This window comes from Devosia sp., from assembly GCF_024707125.1.
Taxonomy (GTDB): Bacteria; Pseudomonadota; Alphaproteobacteria; order Rhizobiales; family Devosiaceae; genus Devosia.
Genome location: NZ_JANQAH010000009.1, coordinates 349,281 through 363,777 on the forward strand (window position 1 = coordinate 349,281; position 14,497 = coordinate 363,777).

Consider the following 14,497-nt stretch of genomic DNA (forward strand, 5'->3'; position numbering starts at 1 on the left):
TTAGCAAGAGTGCGCAAACGGGGCAACGGCGCTGACCGAATGGCAGTGATTCACGTGGAACAGACCCTCACCCGTCTCGGCCTTCGGCCGATCCACCCTCTCCCCGAGGGGGAGAGGAACAAGAGGCGCTGTGCTTGGACAAGCGCCGGCCCATTCTTCTCCCCCTCGGGGAGAAGGTGGCGCGCAGCGCCGGATGAGGGGGATCGCCACAAAAACAAAAGGGCCCGGTGTTTCCACCGAGCCCCAAAATCCAAAAATACCAAGAAATTACTTCTTGTCGTCGTCCTTGACCTCTTCGAAGTCGGCGTCGACGACATCGTCTTCGTCGTCCTCATCGCGGGTGCCATTGGCCTTGGCTTCGGCTTCCGCCTGGCTGGCCTTGTACATGGCTTCGCCGAGCTTCATCGAGGCTTCGGCGAGGGCCGAGGTCTTTTCCTTGATCAGTTCGGCGTCGTCGCCATCGATGACAGCCTTGAGATCCGACACGGCGGTTTCGATCGCGCCCTTGTCTTCGGCCGAAACCTTGTCGCCATAATCCTTGAGCGACTTTTCGGTCGAGTGGATCAGCGATTCGGCCTGGTTACGGGCTTCCACCGCTTCGCGCTTGCGCTTGTCGGCTTCGGCATTGGCTTCGGCGTCCTTCACCATCTTCTCGATGTCGGCGTCGCTGAGACCACCAGAAGCCTGGATGCGGATCTGCTGTTCCTTGCCGGTGCCCTTGTCCTTGGCGGACACGTTCACGAGGCCGTTGGCGTCGATGTCGAAGGTCACTTCGATCTGCGGCACGCCACGCGGTGCGGGCGGAATGCCGGCGAGGTCGAAATTGCCGAGCAGCTTGTTGTCGGCTGCCATTTCGCGTTCGCCCTGGAAGACCCGGATGGTCACGGCCGACTGATTGTCTTCAGCGGTCGAGAAGGTCTGGCTCTTCTTGGTCGGGATCGTGGTGTTGCGATCGATGAGGCGGGTGAACACGCCACCGAGCGTTTCAATGCCGAGCGAGAGCGGGGTCACGTCGAGCAGCAGCACGTCCTTGACGTCGCCCTGCAGCACGCCGCCCTGGATCGCAGCGCCGAGCGCCACGACTTCGTCCGGGTTGACGCCCTTGTGGGGTTCCTTGCCGAAAAGCTGCTTTACCGCTTCCTGGACCTTGGGCATGCGGCTCATGCCGCCAACGAGAACGACTTCGTCGATCTGGCTTGCGGAAATGCCGGCATCCTTCATGGCCTGCTTGCACGGCTCGATGGTGCGCTGGATCAGGTCGTCGACCAGCGATTCGAGTTTCGAGCGCGAGAGCTTCAGCGTCAGGTGCTTTGGGCCCGAAGCATCTGCCGTGATGAAGGGCAGGTTGATTTCGGTCTGGGTCGAGGACGAAAGTTCGATCTTGGCCTTTTCGGCAGCTTCTTTGAGGCGCTGCAGAGCGAGCTTGTCGTTGCGCAGGTCGATGCCCTGCTCTTTCTTGAACTCATCGGCGAGATAATCGACCAGACGCATGTCAAAGTCTTCGCCACCGAGGAAGGTGTCGCCATTGGTCGACTTCACTTCGAAGACGCCATCGCCGATTTCGAGAATGGAAACGTCGAAGGTACCGCCGCCAAGGTCATAGACCGCGATGGTGCCCGAATTCTTCTTGTCGAGACCATAGGCGAGCGCAGCTGCCGTCGGCTCGTTGATGATGCGCAGAACTTCAAGGCCGGCAATCTTGCCTGCGTCCTTGGTAGCCTGGCGCTGGGAATCGTTGAAATAGGCGGGGACGGTGATCACGGCCTGGGTGACGGTCTCGCCGAGATAGGCTTCGGCGGTTTCCTTCATCTTCTGCAGCACCATGGCCGAAACCTGGCTCGGGGAGAACTTGTCGCCCGAAGCTTCGACCCATGCGTCGCCATTGTCGGCGCGGGTGATCTTGAAGGGCACGAGGCCCTTGTCCTTTTCCACCATCTTGTCGTCATAGCGGCGCCCGATCAGGCGCTTGACGGCGAAAAGCGTATTTTCCGGATTGGTGACGGCCTGGCGCTTGGCCGGCTGGCCAACAAGGCGCTCACCATCCTTGGAGAAAGCGACCATGGACGGAGTGGTCCGGGCGCCTTCGGCATTTTCGATGACTTTGGGATTGCTGCCGTCCATGACGGCGACGCAGCTATTGGTTGTACCGAGGTCGATACCAATGACTTTTGCCATAAAACTAGCCTCTCTTTACAGCGAACCCTGTGGCGAGGCCCTTTTTGCAAAGCAGCCTCTGTGCCCCAAAGGGGCCGGGTCCCTCGTAGGTTGATTTGCCCTGTTCTGGGCCTCGGGGCGTATATAGGGGGGTGTGCTTGGGGCTTCAAGCGCGTCTGGCGCCAGAAATGGCTTTGCAGGAAAGAAAGGCGCCGCCCGGGTTGGGGCAGCGCCGGGCAGAAATCAGTCGGTGATCGTATAGGAATCGAGCTGGCAGATATCGATCGCGGGTTCGACCAGTTCTGCGCCGCTATCCATCACGAACTTGAAGTCATAAAGGCACTGGTCCGAACCATCGCCAATGGTGGCAACGCCCTGGCTGCCCGATTCCAGCGTACCGTCGGCGAGCAGGTCTTCACCCCAGCTGTTTTCATTGCTGGGCGTGGTGTAGAAATAGTGCAGGGCCTGCGAGCTGTCGTTGACGATGGTAAATTCGACAGTCTGAGCCATGGCCGGCGCCACGCCAGCCACAAGCGCCAGGGCGGCAATGGCGCCCAGCAGATTGGTCTTCATGGAATATCCCTCAACCCGGCGCACATCGCGTCCGGACGGCCCGCTATCTGCCATGCCCGTGATCGCCCGCCAAGAGGCATCCCGCCGCTTAAGCAGGAGCGCAGACACCGCGCCGACCGCCTCCCTCCCCTTGTGGGGAGGGATCAAGGGTGGGGGTGGGCCAAGCGCACAGGGTCTAGAAATCCCTCTTCGCCCCCGCGCGCAAACACACTAAAACCCCTCCCATGTTTTCATCAGGCACCGTGCTCCTGCACGACAACCTTTCCCCCCACGGCCAGAGCCACCTCTTTTCCGAACCGAAAGAGGTCCTTGTCGCCTATGACGCCGAGACCGCGCGCACCGCGCTAAAACGCATTGCCGAAGCGCGAAAGGAAGGCCTTTGGGCCGCCGGCTATTTTGCCTACGAACTCGGTTTTCTGTTCGAGGAGCGCTTGGCAAAATACCTGCCCGAACGCAGCGAGACCCCGCTCCTCTGGTTCGGCCTCTACGAAGGGCCAAAACCCTTCGCCGGTCTCCCCGAAGCACCCGATGGTTCCGCCGAAAACCTTGCCCCGGCCACAAGCTTTCCCGCCTACGCAGCCGCCTTCGAAAGGGTAAAAAACTACATAGCCGCGGGAGACACCTATCAGGTCAACCTCACTTTTAAGGCCAACTTCCAGCTTTCCGGCTCCCCCCCTCGGTCTCTACCGCCGCCTCGCCCAAAGCCAAAAGACCGCCTATGGCGCCTATATCCATGCCGGCGACCATTTTGTGCTCTCGCGCTCGCCCGAGCTTTTCGTCTCCGGCACCGGCGAAGATCTGTCCGCCCGCCCGATGAAGGGCACCCTGCCCCGCGCGCCCCTCGCCTCACAGGACGCCGCCGACCGCGCCGCCCTTGCCAGTGACGAAAAGAACCGCGCCGAAAACCTGATGATCGTCGATCTCCTGCGCAATGATCTCGGCCGCATCGCCGAAATCGGCTCGGTGAAGGTGACCGACCTCTTCACGGTGGAGACCTATTCCACCCTCCACACCATGACGTCCGGCATCACCGCAAAGCGCCGCCCCGACGTCAGCATCTTGGATGTGCTGGAAAACCTCTTCCCCTGCGGTTCCATCACCGGCGCCCCAAAACTGCGCGCCATGGAGATCGTCCGCGAAGTGGAAAACGCTCCCCGCGGCCTCTACACCGGCTCCATCGGCTACATCGCCCCATCAGGCGATTTCGCCTTCAACGTCGCTATCCGCACCGCCGTCATCGATTCCAAGGGCAACGGCACCATCGGTATAGGCGGCGGCATCGTCGCCGACAGCGAAGCCCAATCCGAATACAGCGAGGCCCTGCTCAAATTGCGCTTCCTCAGCGATCCCGCCCCTCCGGTCACCCTGATTGAAACCATAAAGTGGTCCTCGGAAGAAGGTTTTGTCCTCCTCGGCCGCCACCTCGCCCGGCTCTTGTCCTCCGCGACCTATTTCGGCCTCCGTGCCGACGGCGCCGAAGCCACCACGCGCCTCATCGCCGAGAGTGCAAACTGGACCGCCCCCATGCGCGTCCGTCTCACGCTTTCGGATGGGGGTATCGAGGTGACATCAGCCCCCCTGCCGCCAAACCCCGAAAAATTCCGCTTCGTCATTGCGAGCGAAACCCTAGATTCCACTTCCGTCTGGCTCGCCCACAAAACTACCAACCGCGCCTTCTACGATTCCCCCCGCATCAAGGCCCACGACGAACTTGGCGTCGACGAAGTCGTCTTCCTCAACGAGCGCGGCGAACTCACCGAAGGCTCGATCACCAATCTTTTCATCCAGCGCGGCGAAAAGCTTCTCACCCCGGCCCTCTCCTCCGGCCTCCTCCCCGGCACCCTCCGTGCCGAACTCATCGAAACCGGAAAAGTCCAGGAAGCCATTCTCACCCTTGCCGATTTGCAGTCCGCCGATGCAATCTTCCTCGGCAATTCTGTGCGCGGCCTCATCCGCGCCGAGCAATTTGAGCCAAAGGACGCCGCCTGATGACCAAAACTATCGGCCCCGAAGACGTGCTCGTCGTCGTCGATGTGCAGTATGACTTCCTGCCCGGCGGCAATCTGGCCGTTGCAGGCGGCGACGAAATCGTGCCGCTGATCAATGCCCTAGCCAAAAAATTCAAGAATGTGGTCTTCACCCAGGATTGGCACCCTGCCGACCACATCTCCTTTGCAAGCAATCATCCCGGCAAGGCGCCCTTCGAAACCGTCGAACTCGACTACGGCACGCAAGTCCTCTGGCCCGACCACTGCGTCTGGGCCACTCGTGGCGCTGAACTATCCGCCGATCTCGACATCCCCCACGCCCAGCTCGTCATCCGCAAAGGCTACAACAAAGCCATCGATTCCTATTCCGGCTTCCAAGAGGCCGACCGCGAAACCCTGACGGGCCTTGCCGGCTACCTCAACGAGCGCGATGTCGGCCGCCTCTTCGTCGTCGGCCTCGCCACCGATTTCTGCGTCGCCTGGACCGCCCTCGACGGCGCCGCCGGCGGCTTTGATGTCACGGTCATCGAAGACGCCACCCGCGCCATCAATGCGAACGGTTCTTTGGAAAAGGCCTGGGCCGATCTGAAGGACGCCGGCGTCGAGCGCATCATGAGCCGGGAGATATTGGGCTAGACACCCCCTCACCCGTCTCGCGCTACGCGCGATCCACCCTCTCCCCGATGGGGAGAGGAATAAGAGGAAACCACCAGCCCATTCTTCTCCCCCTCGGGGAGACGGTGGCGCGAAGCGCCGGATGAGGGGGATCTTTCCTAAAACAAAAAGGGCGCCTCGCAGCGCCCCTTCAAAAACCCAAAAATCAGACGTTCTTGTCCACGCCCTCGGCCGGAGCCGCAGCCCCGCCACCCTTGGCGACACCCACCATGGCCGGCCGCAAGATGCGTTCGCCAATGGCAAAGCCTTCCTGCACAACCTGCACCACCGTGCCCTCAGGCACGTTCGGGTTCGGTACTTCAAACATCGCCTGATGCTTGTTGGGGTCAAATTTCTGGCCCGCCGCCTCGATCGGCTTCACGCCATGTTTTCCAAGCAGCCGCTGCATTTCGCGCTCGGCCAGCTCCAAGCCTTCGATCAGGCTCTTCAGCGTACCCTCCGCCGTCGCCCGCGTTTCCTCGGGGATCACCAGCAGCGCACGGCTCAGCGCATCGGTGGCGCTCAGCATGTCGCGGGCAAAGCCGGCAATGGCATAGCTGCGCGTGTCAGCCACGTCGCGCTCGGTGCGCTTGCGCAGGTTTTCCATCTCGGCATGCGTGCGCAGCACGCGGTCCTTCAGCTCGGCATTTTCTGCAAGCAGGGCCTCGACGGGATCGACCTCCGGCGTTTCGGTGGCCGGGATTTCGGTCTCCGGCGTTTCGCCCTGGGCGGCGTTCTCGTCGCTCATCATGTTTCCATGGCCTCGGTAGTTAAAGTTTCGTCCCCGCATATCGGCCAGAACGGAGCGCATTTCAATAGTTCAGCGTTTTCTCGCCATCAGCCTTGTCAGCACATTGGCCGTATAATCCACCACCGGCACGATCCGCGCATAGTTGAGCCGCGTCGGCCCGATCACCCCAAGCACCCCGACCACCTTGTCATTGGCATCCTTATAGGGCGAGAGAATCACCGAAGAGCCGGACAGCGAAAACAGCTTGTTTTCCGAGCCGATGAAAATGCGCACCCCCTGCGCCTTCTCGGCATCGCCCAGCAGTTCCAGCAGCCCTTCCTTGCTTTCGAGCTCATCGAAAAGCTGCCGCATGCGCTCGAGCTCATCGCTCGCCATCGCGTCATTGAGGAGGTTCGCCCGCCCCCGCACGATCACTCGGGGCGCGGTGGCCGGAGAATCCTGCACCAGCGTCGCAATCCCATCGTCGACCAACTTTTGCGTCAGTTCATCGAGCTCCGCCCGCTGCTCCACCCGCCGCTCATCCAGCGCCTTTCGCGCCTCGGAAAGCGTTCGCCCCACAACATAGTGCGCTAAATAATTGCTCGCCTGGCTCAGCGCCGCGGCCGTAAAACCCGGCGGCAGTTCCAGAATGCGGTTCTCCACCTGCCCGTCGTCGCCGACCAGAATCGCCATGGCCCGCGAACTGTCGAGCCGCACGAATTCCACATGCCGCATCACCATGTCGGCCTTGGTGGCAATCACCAATCCGGCCCCCTGGCTCAGCCCAGAAAGCAGCGAACTGGCTTCCGTAAGCAGGTCTTCCACCTGCCGCCGCCCCGCATGGCCCTCAATGTGCTGGGCAATGCTACGCTTTTCGCTTTCATTGACCGCGCCGACTTCGAGCATGGAATCGACGAAAAACCGCAGCCCCTGCTGCGTCGGCTGGCGCCCTGCCGATGTATGCGGCGCGGCAATCAACCCCAGATCTTCAAGATCCGCCATCACATTGCGCACCGAAGCGGGCGAAAGCTCGGTCTGCAACAGCCGCGAAAGATCGCGCGATCCCACCGGCAGGCCGGTATCGAGATAGCGCTCCACCAGCCGCCTGAAAATTTCCTGGCTGCGCGAATTGAGGACGCTCAGAAATTCGTCGTGCGGATGAACCATGGTGTTTTATATGAATTACCGGCTTTAACCTTGCTCCCTCATTTAAGCGTTCAGTGCAAGGGCGGTAAGCGGCGCAGCGCTTGTTCCGCGCGGCTAGGAAGGTTAAGAGGCGGTAAATAGGAAAAACGAGACCAAAGCATGCGGCCTTCCGGACGCGCCCCTGATGCAATGCGGGCTGTCACCATCGAGCGCAACGTCGCCATGAAAGCCGAAGGCTCCTGCCTCATTGCTTTCGGCAATACCAAAGTGCTCTGCACCGCTTCGGTTGAAACCAGCCTGCCCGGCTGGCTGCGCGGCAAGGGCCAGGGCTGGGTCACCGCCGAATACGGCATGCTGCCCCGCGCCACCGGCACCCGCACCCGCCGCGAAGCCACGGCCGGCAAGCAGTCCGGCCGCACGCAAGAGATTCAGCGCCTCATCGGCCGCTCGCTCCGCGCAGTCGTCGACCTGACCGCCCTCGGCGAATCCCAGATTACCCTCGATTGCGACGTGCTTGAGGCCGATGGCGGCACCCGTACCGCTTCCATCACCGGCGCCTATATCGCCCTCGTTGACGCCATCAAATGGCTCGAAGAGCGTAAACTGACCAAGGGCCCGGTCCTCAAAGACAGCGTCGCCGCCATTTCCTGCGGCATCTATCGCGGCGCTCCGGTGCTCGATCTCGACTATCTCGAAGACGTCGAAGCGGAAACCGACGCCAATTTCGTCATGACCGGCAGCGGAAAGTTCGTCGAAATCCAGGGCACCGCCGAAGGCGCGCCCTTTGATCGCGAAGAGCTGGAAGCGCTGATGAATCTTGCCGGCAAGGGCATTTCCGAATTGACGCTCCTGCAACAGGCGGCGCTCGAAGCATGAGCATTTTCAGTCTGTTGAAGAAGGCCCCCTCATCCCAACCGAATTTGCTCGGCAAATTCGGTGATGCTGCGCGCCACCTTCTCCCCGATGGGGAGAAGAATGGTCCAGCACGCGCCTCTATTCCTCTCCCCCTCGGGGAGAGGGTGGATCGCCCGAAGGGCGAGACGGGTGAGGGTGCTTTCCAGGCAGCCAACTGCGCCATCTGGAACGACATTCAACGCGCGCTGGAGTCCAAATGACCATCCCAAAACTCCGCCGCGGTGATCGCCTCGTTCTTGCCACCCACAACGCCGGTAAGCTCAAGGAATTCCAGGAGCTTTTCGCTCCCTTCGGTCTTGAGCTGATTTCCGCTGGCGATCTCGGCCTGCCCGAGCCCGAAGAAAACGGCACCACCTTTGCCGAAAATGCCCGCACCAAGGCCCATGCCTCGGCCAAGGGCGCCAATATGCTGGCCCTTTCCGACGATAGCGGCATTTCTGTCGACGCGCTCGATGGCCAGCCCGGCGTCTACACGGCCGATTGGGCCGGCGTGCCCCGCAATTTCACCAATGCCATGCAGCGCGTAGAGGATGAATTGCTCGCCAAGGGCGCCACCACGCCCGAGCAACGCACCGCCGCCTTCAACGCCACGCTCTGCCTCGCCCATCCCGATGGGCGCGACGTGCTCTATGTCGGCAAGTGCGAAGGCACCCTCATCTGGCCACCCCGCGGCACTCAGGGTCACGGCTACGACCCCATGTTCCAGCCAAACGGCTACGACATCACCTTCGGCGAAATGTCGCCCGAGCAAAAGCATTCCTGGTCGCCTGGCGAACAGGGTCTTTCCCATCGTGCCCGCGCCTTTGCCCAATTCGTGGAGAACCAGATTGAGCGCTAACCCGAACGACCTGTTCGGCGTCTACGTGCATTGGCCCTTTTGCGCGGCCAAATGCCCCTATTGCGACTTCAATTCCCACGTTCACCGCGGCCCATTCGACGAAGACGCCTTCGTTGAGGGCTACAAAAAAGAGATCGCCCATATGGCGGCGCTCTCCCCGGGCCGTCTCGTCCAGTCGATCTTTTTCGGCGGCGGCACACCCTCGCTGATGTCCCCCAAGGCCGTCAGCACGATTCTCGACACCATTGCCGGCCACTGGCAGGTGGACAGCAACGCTGAAATCACCCTCGAAGCCAATCCGACCTCGGTAGAAGTCGATCGCTTCAAGGGTTTTCGTAGCGCCGGCATCAACCGCGTCTCGCTCGGCGTCCAGTCCCTGCGCCCCGGCCCCCTGGCCGAACTCGGCCGCCGCCACACGGTCGAAGAGGCGGTGGCCGCCGTTCGCATCGCCCAGTCGGTTTTCGATCGCTCGAGCTTCGATCTCATCTATGCCCGCCCAAAGCAGACGCTTGAGGATTGGGAAGACGAACTCAAGGAAGCCATCTGGCTCGCCCGCGGCCACCTCAGCCTTTACCAGCTCACCATCGAGCAGGGCACGCGCTACTTTGACCTCTTCAATGCCGGCAAGCTGCAAATGCCGAACGAAGATCTCGGCGCCGATTTTTATGAGCTGACTCAGGAACTGACCGCTGCCGCTGGCATGCCGGCCTATGAAATTTCCAATCATGCCGTGCCCGGCCAGGAAAGCCGCCACAACATGCTCTATTGGCGCTATGGCGAATATGCCGGCATCGGACCCGGCGCCCATGGCCGCTTGCTGGTCAACCACCAGCGCCACGCCACCGCCACCGAAAAAATGCCCTTCGACTGGCTCAAACTCGTCAACGAGTTCGGCCACGGCATGACCACCAACGACGTCCTCACCTGGGAAGAGCAGGGCGACGAATACCTCGTGATGGGCCTGCGTCTCAAGGAAGGCATTTCGCCGTCCCGCTTCATGTCCATCTCTGGCCGCGTCATCGCCGAAAAGCAGATCGAAGCGCTAAAAGGTTATGGCTTTGTCGAGACGCTTCCCAACGGCAATATCCGCGTGACCGAAAAGGGTTTTCCGGTGTTGGATGCTGTCGTGGCGGATTTGGCGGCTTAAAAGACCCCCTCACCCGTCTCGGCCTTCGGCCGATCCACCCTCTCCCAGATGGGGAGAGGAACAAGAGGCGGGCACCAGCCTATTCTTCTCCCCGTCGGGGAGAAGGTGGCGCGAAGCGCCGGATGAGGGGGTTTTAGAGCTTCGCCCCATCCACCGTCGCGGCCCCACCAGCCCCCACCTTCTTCACCGCCAGCGCATATTCCGCCCGGCCATTTCCCAAAAACCGGAACGCCCCATCCCGCCCATTGAACCCTGACGCCCCCGTCAGCAGCCCCGGATTATAGGGCGGGTTCGCCATGGACAGCGTGTTCACATTGGCCAAAATCGTCGCCGTATAGGCAATGGTCGCCAACGGATGCGGCCGCGACCCGAACTTGGCCTGATAATCCCCGACAATGGCATTGAACCCAGCCTCATCGACCGCCGGATAAATCGCTCCCACCAATCCCGGCGTCGAATTGATCGTGGCATCCCCCGCCCAATCCGCCGACCCCACGATCTGCACCGCATCCCCGGTCACACCCGCACTCGCCAGCGCCGCCGCAAATGCCGGCGCACTCGCCCGCTCGGGAATGAAAAAGGTATCGATCATGCCGCGATCGATCTGTTGCTTGGCCTGCGCGACGATCTGCGCCGCCTCGCCCGGCCCCGAGAACGTGTAAACCGCCGGCGGCCCAAACCCGGCCACTGTCGCCTGCTGCCTGAACGCTGTCGCCAGCGCCTCGCCATAGGGCGTCGCCGGAAAAGCCCCGGCCAACCCGCGCCGCCCCTGTGCCTTCACGTAAATTATGGCGCGCTTCATCTCCATGTCGGGCAACACCGAGAGCAAATACACCCCCTGCCCGGCCGTATTTGGATTGTTCGAAAACCCGATCAGCGGCACCCCGGCGCCCCGCGCCACATTGGCCACCGCCGCCACCTGGTCACCCCTAAGCGGCCCAAGGATCAGCTTTGCCCCGCCCGCCACGGCCGCATTGGCGGCATTGATGGCCCCAGCCGGACTATCCCCGGTATCGCGCAGCGTGATGGTAATGTTCTCAGCAATGTTCGGATTGGCTTCAATAAAGGCCACCGCCAGCTTCGAAGCATTGGCGAGCGATGTTCCCACTGCCGCGAGGGACTGATCCCCCGAAAGCGGCAACAGCAGCGCCACCGGCACAGGCCCGCGCCCAAACACCTCGCCACCCGATTGCTGCATGGGCACCGGCGCCAGCATGCCGCCGCCAGTGTTCCCGCCACCGACATTGCCAGCCGGATCACCCCAGCCCAAGGTTCGCGAACCGATTTGAAATGTGCCTGGAGCACACGAGGTCAAAGCCACGCCGAGCGCGAGCGCGAGCGCGCCGCGCCGCCATTTGGCATTTGCCTGACCAAAACTCATGAATGCGGTCCGAGATGCTCACAGTCTGTTAACAAACTGCCCTCATTTCGTTAAGCAAGTCTCAACCCGAGGAGCTTCCGGCGTGACCGAATCCAAAGCCGAATATTTCATTGCCGGCTCGCCCTTTAGCGCCCCGCCGCTCGCCGCCGGCCTCTATGTCGTCTCGACCCCCATCGGCAATCTCCGCGACATCACCGTCCGTGCTTTGGAAACCCTCGCCGCCGCCAGCATCGTCCTTTGCGAGGACACCAGAACCTCCGCAAAGCTCCTCGACCACTACGGCATCCGCGGAAAACGCCAGCCATTACATGAACATAACGAGCGCGCCCGCGCCGAGGAAATCGTCTCCCGCATCGCCGCTGGCGAAGCCATCGCCCTGATTTCCGACGCCGGCACCCCCCCTCCTCTCCGACCCCGGCTTCCCCCTCATCCGGGCCCTCGCCGAAGCCAATCTGCCCGTCTTCCCCATCCCCGGCGCCTCCGCCCTCCTATCCGCCTTGGTCGTCGCCGGCCTCCCCACAGACGCCTTCGCCTTCCACGGTTTCCTACCGCCCAAATCCGGCGCCCGCACTAACGCCTTGGAAAGATACGTGGATTCACGTGAAACACTGGTCTTTTACGAGTCTCCCCGCCGCCTCGACGACACCCTTGCCGCCATGGCCGAAGTCTTTGGTGATCGCCAAGCCTCCGTCAGCCTCGAACTGACCAAGCGTTTTGAGCGCACTTTTCGCGGGACGCTTGGCGAACTGGCGGAAAAATTCGCGGGCGAAGAAACCAAAGGCGAAGCCGTCATTGTCGTCGCTGGTGCCGACGAACCGAGCGCTCCCGCCGCCGAAGACTGGCAGGCCGCCCTCCTCGCAGCCATGGCCGATCAGCCGATGCGCTCGGCGGTTGACGAAATCGCGGCGCGCTACGGCCTGAAACGCAAAGAAGTCTACGATGCCGCCCTCGCCCTCAAGGCCCAGCAATAAAAGGCAAATTGCCGAACGCGGTGGTCAGCGCGGCGAAGCGCTGGCAGCGCTTTTCCTGCAGCTCAAATTCTACCGCATCAGAAACCGCCGCTACAAAACCCCGATCGGGGAAATCGACCTCGTCGTCGAACGCAATGGCACCATCGCCTTTGTCGAGGTGAAAACCCGCGCCACCCATTTGCTCGAAGCCGAAGCCCTCGAAGCGGTAAACACATCGCGCATTGTGCGGGCCGCGGAGCATTGGCTTGCGCGCCACCCCCGCGAGGCTGAAAAGACCTGCCGCTTCGACGTGATTTTCCTTGCACCCGGTCGCTGGCCACGCCATCTCATCAACGCGTTCGAAAGCTAAGGGACAACAATGTCGCTAAAAATCGCCGTCCAGATGGACCACGTCTCCACCATCAATCCGCGCGGCGACTCGACCTTCGCCATGATGCTCGAGGCCCAGGCCCGCGGCCACGAACTGCTGCATTACACGGCTAATACCCTGTCTTTGCGCGACAATGTGGTCACCGCCCTCGTCCAGCCGATCGCGGTAACCGACGCCGAAAAGGGCCAGCATTTTACCCTTGGTGAATCGAAGCGCGTCGATCTGTCGACCCAGGACGTGATCCTGATGCGTCAGGATCCGCCCTTCGACATGAACTACATCACCATCACCCATATTCTCGAGCGTCTGCACCCCAAGACGCTGGTGGTCAATCCGCCCTCCGCCGTGCGCAACGCGCCGGAAAAGATTCTGGTGACCGATTTCCCGCAGTTGATGCCGCCGACTTTGGTGACGCGCGACCGGGCCGAAATCCACGCCTTCCGCCGGGAACACGGCAACATCATTGTAAAACCGCTCTACGGCAATGGCGGCGCCGGCGTCTTCTTCATCCAGGAAGGCGACCACAATCTCAATTCGCTGATTGAACTGTTCGAGCAGAACTATCCCGAACCGTTCATGATCCAAAAATATCTTCCGGACGTGCGCAAGGGCGACAAGCGCATCATCATCATCGATGGCGAGCCGGTGGCCGGTCTCAACCGCATCCCGGCCGAAGGCGAAGCCCGCTCCAACATGCATGTTGGCGGCCGCCCCGAACTTTCCCCGCTCACCGAGCGCGAGAAGGAAATCTGCGCCGCCATCGCCCCGGCGCTCAAAGAGCGTGACATGATCTTCGTCGGCATCGACGTCATCGGCGACTACCTTACCGAAATCAACGTCACCTCTCCCACCGGCATCCGCGAAATCAAGCGCTTCGGCGGCCCGGACATCGCCGTCCTCATCTGGGATGCCATCGAAAAGCGCCGCGCCTGAGCCGAGCTTGGCGACACCCCGCAAATCCCGTAAGTGTCAGCTTTGGGTTTTGCGGGGATCTTCGTGGACACTTCGGCTTTTCTCGTCGCCTTCGCGACGCTTTTCGCGACTGTCGGCGTCGCCGATATCGCTTTCATCTTCGCCGCGCTGACCAAGGATCATTCGCCGGCGCAGCGTCGAGATCTTCGCGACCCGCGGCGCCGTCATCGCGCTGCTGATCCTGTTGTTCTTCGCCTTCCTCGGCAATGTCATTCTCGACATCTTTGGCATCACCATTCCGGCCCTGCGCACTGCAGGCGGCGTGTTGCTGCTGCTGATTGCCATCGACATGGTCTTTGCCCGCCACTCGGGCGGCACCGGCACCACCGACGAGGAAGAGAGCGAGGCGCGCCACGCTCACGATATTTCCGTGTTTCCCCTCGCCATGCCGCTGCTGGCCGGCCCCGGCGCCATCAGCGCCGTGATCCTGCTCACCACGGGTGCGGATTCGGATGCCGAATTCTGGCTGGTCATCGCCGCCATCATCGTCATCCTGTTCCTCGCCTGGGTGACGCTCCTTGTCGCCATCCCGATCCAGCGCCTGCTTGGCCTCACCGGCCTATCCGTGGCCTCCCGTATCGTCGGCATTCTGCTTGCGGCGCTCGCCGTGCAGTTCGTCTTCGATGGCGTGAAGGCCTCGGGTCTTTTAGGCGGCTAG

At 61.8% G+C, this 14,497-nt stretch carries 16 protein-coding genes and 1 pseudogene; 11 read left to right on the forward strand and 6 right to left on the reverse strand.

The window, feature by feature from the left end; all coding sequences use genetic code 11:
• Nucleotides 1–267 precede the first annotated feature (267 nt).
• Together dnaK and NVV77_RS11760 are read right to left on the reverse strand one after the other, a co-directional pair.
• On the reverse strand, nucleotides 268–2,175 hold the full coding sequence (gene dnaK / locus NVV77_RS11755; protein WP_295413313.1) for a molecular chaperone DnaK: 1,908 nt from the start codon (nucleotides 2,173–2,175) through the stop codon (nucleotides 268–270).
• Between the two features lie 222 nt (nucleotides 2,176–2,397).
• Complete coding sequence (locus NVV77_RS11760; protein WP_295413315.1) at nucleotides 2,398–2,727, reverse strand: hypothetical protein; 330 nt, start codon at nucleotides 2,725–2,727, stop codon at nucleotides 2,398–2,400.
• Between the two features lie 624 nt (nucleotides 2,728–3,351).
• Here NVV77_RS11760 and NVV77_RS11765 point away from each other — a divergent pair.
• Both NVV77_RS11765 and pncA read left to right on the forward strand, forming a co-directional pair.
• Complete coding sequence (locus tag NVV77_RS11765) at nucleotides 3,352–4,716, forward strand: bifunctional chorismate-binding protein/class IV aminotransferase (RefSeq protein WP_295414445.1); 1,365 nt, start codon at nucleotides 3,352–3,354, stop codon at nucleotides 4,714–4,716.
• Nucleotides 4,716–5,351 (forward strand): bifunctional nicotinamidase/pyrazinamidase, encoded by a 636-nt coding sequence (gene pncA / locus NVV77_RS11770; RefSeq protein WP_295413318.1) that lies wholly within the window; start codon nucleotides 4,716–4,718, stop codon nucleotides 5,349–5,351. Before NVV77_RS11765 ends, pncA begins: the two co-directional genes overlap by 1 nt.
• A gap of 184 nt (nucleotides 5,352–5,535) precedes the next feature.
• Here pncA and grpE read toward each other — a convergent pair whose 3' ends face one another.
• Nucleotides 5,536–6,117, reverse strand: a complete 582-nt coding sequence (grpE, locus tag NVV77_RS11775; protein ID WP_295413321.1) for a nucleotide exchange factor GrpE — start codon at nucleotides 6,115–6,117, stop codon at nucleotides 5,536–5,538.
• Nucleotides 6,118–6,189: 72 nt separating this feature from the next.
• Nucleotides 6,190–7,266: a heat-inducible transcriptional repressor HrcA gene (gene hrcA / locus NVV77_RS11780; RefSeq protein ID WP_295413322.1), complete on the reverse strand. Its 1,077-nt coding sequence runs from the start codon at nucleotides 7,264–7,266 to the stop codon at nucleotides 6,190–6,192.
• Nucleotides 7,267–7,404: 138 nt separating this feature from the next.
• On the opposite strand from hrcA, the gene rph reads away from it, so the two are divergent.
• The 4 genes from rph to hemW are packed head-to-tail and all read left to right on the forward strand — an operon-like array spanning nucleotide 7,405 to nucleotide 10,145.
• Nucleotides 7,405–8,121, forward strand: coding sequence for a ribonuclease PH (rph, locus tag NVV77_RS11785; RefSeq protein WP_295413325.1), 717 nt, complete (start codon nucleotides 7,405–7,407; stop codon nucleotides 8,119–8,121).
• The gene (locus NVV77_RS11790) at nucleotides 8,118–8,360 is read left to right on the forward strand and encodes a hypothetical protein (protein WP_295413327.1); all 243 of its coding nucleotides are present in this window, start codon (nucleotides 8,118–8,120) and stop codon (nucleotides 8,358–8,360) included. The genes rph and NVV77_RS11790 overlap by 4 nt, the downstream gene beginning before the upstream one ends.
• Entirely contained in the window at nucleotides 8,357–8,998 is a 642-nt protein-coding gene (locus tag NVV77_RS11795) for a non-canonical purine NTP pyrophosphatase (RefSeq protein WP_295413330.1), read from the forward strand. The genes NVV77_RS11790 and NVV77_RS11795 overlap by 4 nt, the downstream gene beginning before the upstream one ends.
• Nucleotides 8,988–10,145, forward strand: coding sequence for a radical SAM family heme chaperone HemW (hemW, locus tag NVV77_RS11800; protein ID WP_295413332.1), 1,158 nt, complete (start codon nucleotides 8,988–8,990; stop codon nucleotides 10,143–10,145). The genes NVV77_RS11795 and hemW overlap by 11 nt, the downstream gene beginning before the upstream one ends.
• 133 nt (nucleotides 10,146–10,278) lie before the next feature.
• Here the strand turns inward: hemW and NVV77_RS11805 are convergent, their stop codons facing one another.
• Nucleotides 10,279–11,526 (reverse strand): penicillin-binding protein activator, encoded by a 1,248-nt coding sequence (locus tag NVV77_RS11805; RefSeq protein WP_295413334.1) that lies wholly within the window; start codon nucleotides 11,524–11,526, stop codon nucleotides 10,279–10,281.
• Here NVV77_RS11805 and NVV77_RS11810 point away from each other — a divergent pair.
• The 4 genes and pseudogenes from NVV77_RS11810 to gshB form a co-directional block, all read left to right on the forward strand.
• A pseudogene (locus NVV77_RS11810) lies at nucleotides 11,525–11,863 on the forward strand (SAM-dependent methyltransferase); the annotation flags it as partial. The gene NVV77_RS11805 and the pseudogene NVV77_RS11810 sit on opposite strands and share 2 nt — an antisense overlap.
• Nucleotides 11,864–11,978: 115 nt before the next feature.
• Nucleotides 11,979–12,497 carry an SAM-dependent methyltransferase gene (locus NVV77_RS11815; RefSeq protein WP_295414446.1) on the forward strand — a complete coding sequence of 173 codons (519 nt, stop codon included), beginning with the start codon at nucleotides 11,979–11,981 and terminating at the stop codon, nucleotides 12,495–12,497.
• Entirely contained in the window at nucleotides 12,466–12,846 is a 381-nt protein-coding gene (locus NVV77_RS11820) for a YraN family protein (RefSeq protein WP_295413337.1), read from the forward strand. Before NVV77_RS11815 ends, NVV77_RS11820 begins: the two co-directional genes overlap by 32 nt.
• Nucleotides 12,847–12,855: 9 nt before the next feature.
• Nucleotides 12,856–13,800 carry a glutathione synthase gene (gene gshB, locus NVV77_RS11825; protein ID WP_295413339.1) on the forward strand — a complete coding sequence of 315 codons (945 nt, stop codon included), beginning with the start codon at nucleotides 12,856–12,858 and terminating at the stop codon, nucleotides 13,798–13,800.
• Nucleotides 13,801–13,836: 36 nt separating this feature from the next.
• Here gshB and NVV77_RS11830 read toward each other — a convergent pair whose 3' ends face one another.
• A complete protein-coding gene (locus tag NVV77_RS11830) occupies nucleotides 13,837–14,007 on the reverse strand; it encodes a hypothetical protein (protein WP_295413342.1) in 171 nt (56 codons plus the stop codon).
• A gap of 16 nt (nucleotides 14,008–14,023) precedes the next feature.
• On the opposite strand from NVV77_RS11830, the gene NVV77_RS11835 reads away from it, so the two are divergent.
• Nucleotides 14,024–14,497: a MarC family protein gene (locus NVV77_RS11835; RefSeq protein ID WP_295413344.1), complete on the forward strand. Its 474-nt coding sequence runs from the start codon at nucleotides 14,024–14,026 to the stop codon at nucleotides 14,495–14,497.

What these genes read in the sequence shown, in the direction of transcription:
- dnaK (WP_295413313.1), bottom strand. Translation starts at nt 2,175, where the DNA reads ATGGCAAAAGTCATTGGTATCGACCTCGGTACAACCAATAGCTGCGTC.
- NVV77_RS11760 (WP_295413315.1), bottom strand. Translation starts at nt 2,727, where the DNA reads ATGAAGACCAATCTGCTGGGCGCCATTGCCGCCCTGGCGCTTGTGGCT.
- pncA (WP_295413318.1), top strand. Translation starts at nt 4,716, where the DNA reads ATGACCAAAACTATCGGCCCCGAAGACGTGCTCGTCGTCGTCGATGTG.
- grpE (WP_295413321.1), bottom strand. Translation starts at nt 6,117, where the DNA reads ATGAGCGACGAGAACGCCGCCCAGGGCGAAACGCCGGAGACCGAAATC.
- hrcA (WP_295413322.1), bottom strand. Translation starts at nt 7,266, where the DNA reads ATGGTTCATCCGCACGACGAATTTCTGAGCGTCCTCAATTCGCGCAGC.
- rph (WP_295413325.1), top strand. Translation starts at nt 7,405, where the DNA reads ATGCGGCCTTCCGGACGCGCCCCTGATGCAATGCGGGCTGTCACCATC.
- NVV77_RS11790 (WP_295413327.1), top strand. Translation starts at nt 8,118, where the DNA reads ATGAGCATTTTCAGTCTGTTGAAGAAGGCCCCCTCATCCCAACCGAAT.
- NVV77_RS11795 (WP_295413330.1), top strand. Translation starts at nt 8,357, where the DNA reads ATGACCATCCCAAAACTCCGCCGCGGTGATCGCCTCGTTCTTGCCACC.
- NVV77_RS11805 (WP_295413334.1), bottom strand. Translation starts at nt 11,526, where the DNA reads ATGAGTTTTGGTCAGGCAAATGCCAAATGGCGGCGCGGCGCGCTCGCG.
- NVV77_RS11820 (WP_295413337.1), top strand. Translation starts at nt 12,466, where the DNA reads ATGCCGCCCTCGCCCTCAAGGCCCAGCAATAAAAGGCAAATTGCCGAA.
- gshB (WP_295413339.1), top strand. Translation starts at nt 12,856, where the DNA reads ATGTCGCTAAAAATCGCCGTCCAGATGGACCACGTCTCCACCATCAAT.
- NVV77_RS11830 (WP_295413342.1), bottom strand. Translation starts at nt 14,007, where the DNA reads ATGACGGCGCCGCGGGTCGCGAAGATCTCGACGCTGCGCCGGCGAATG.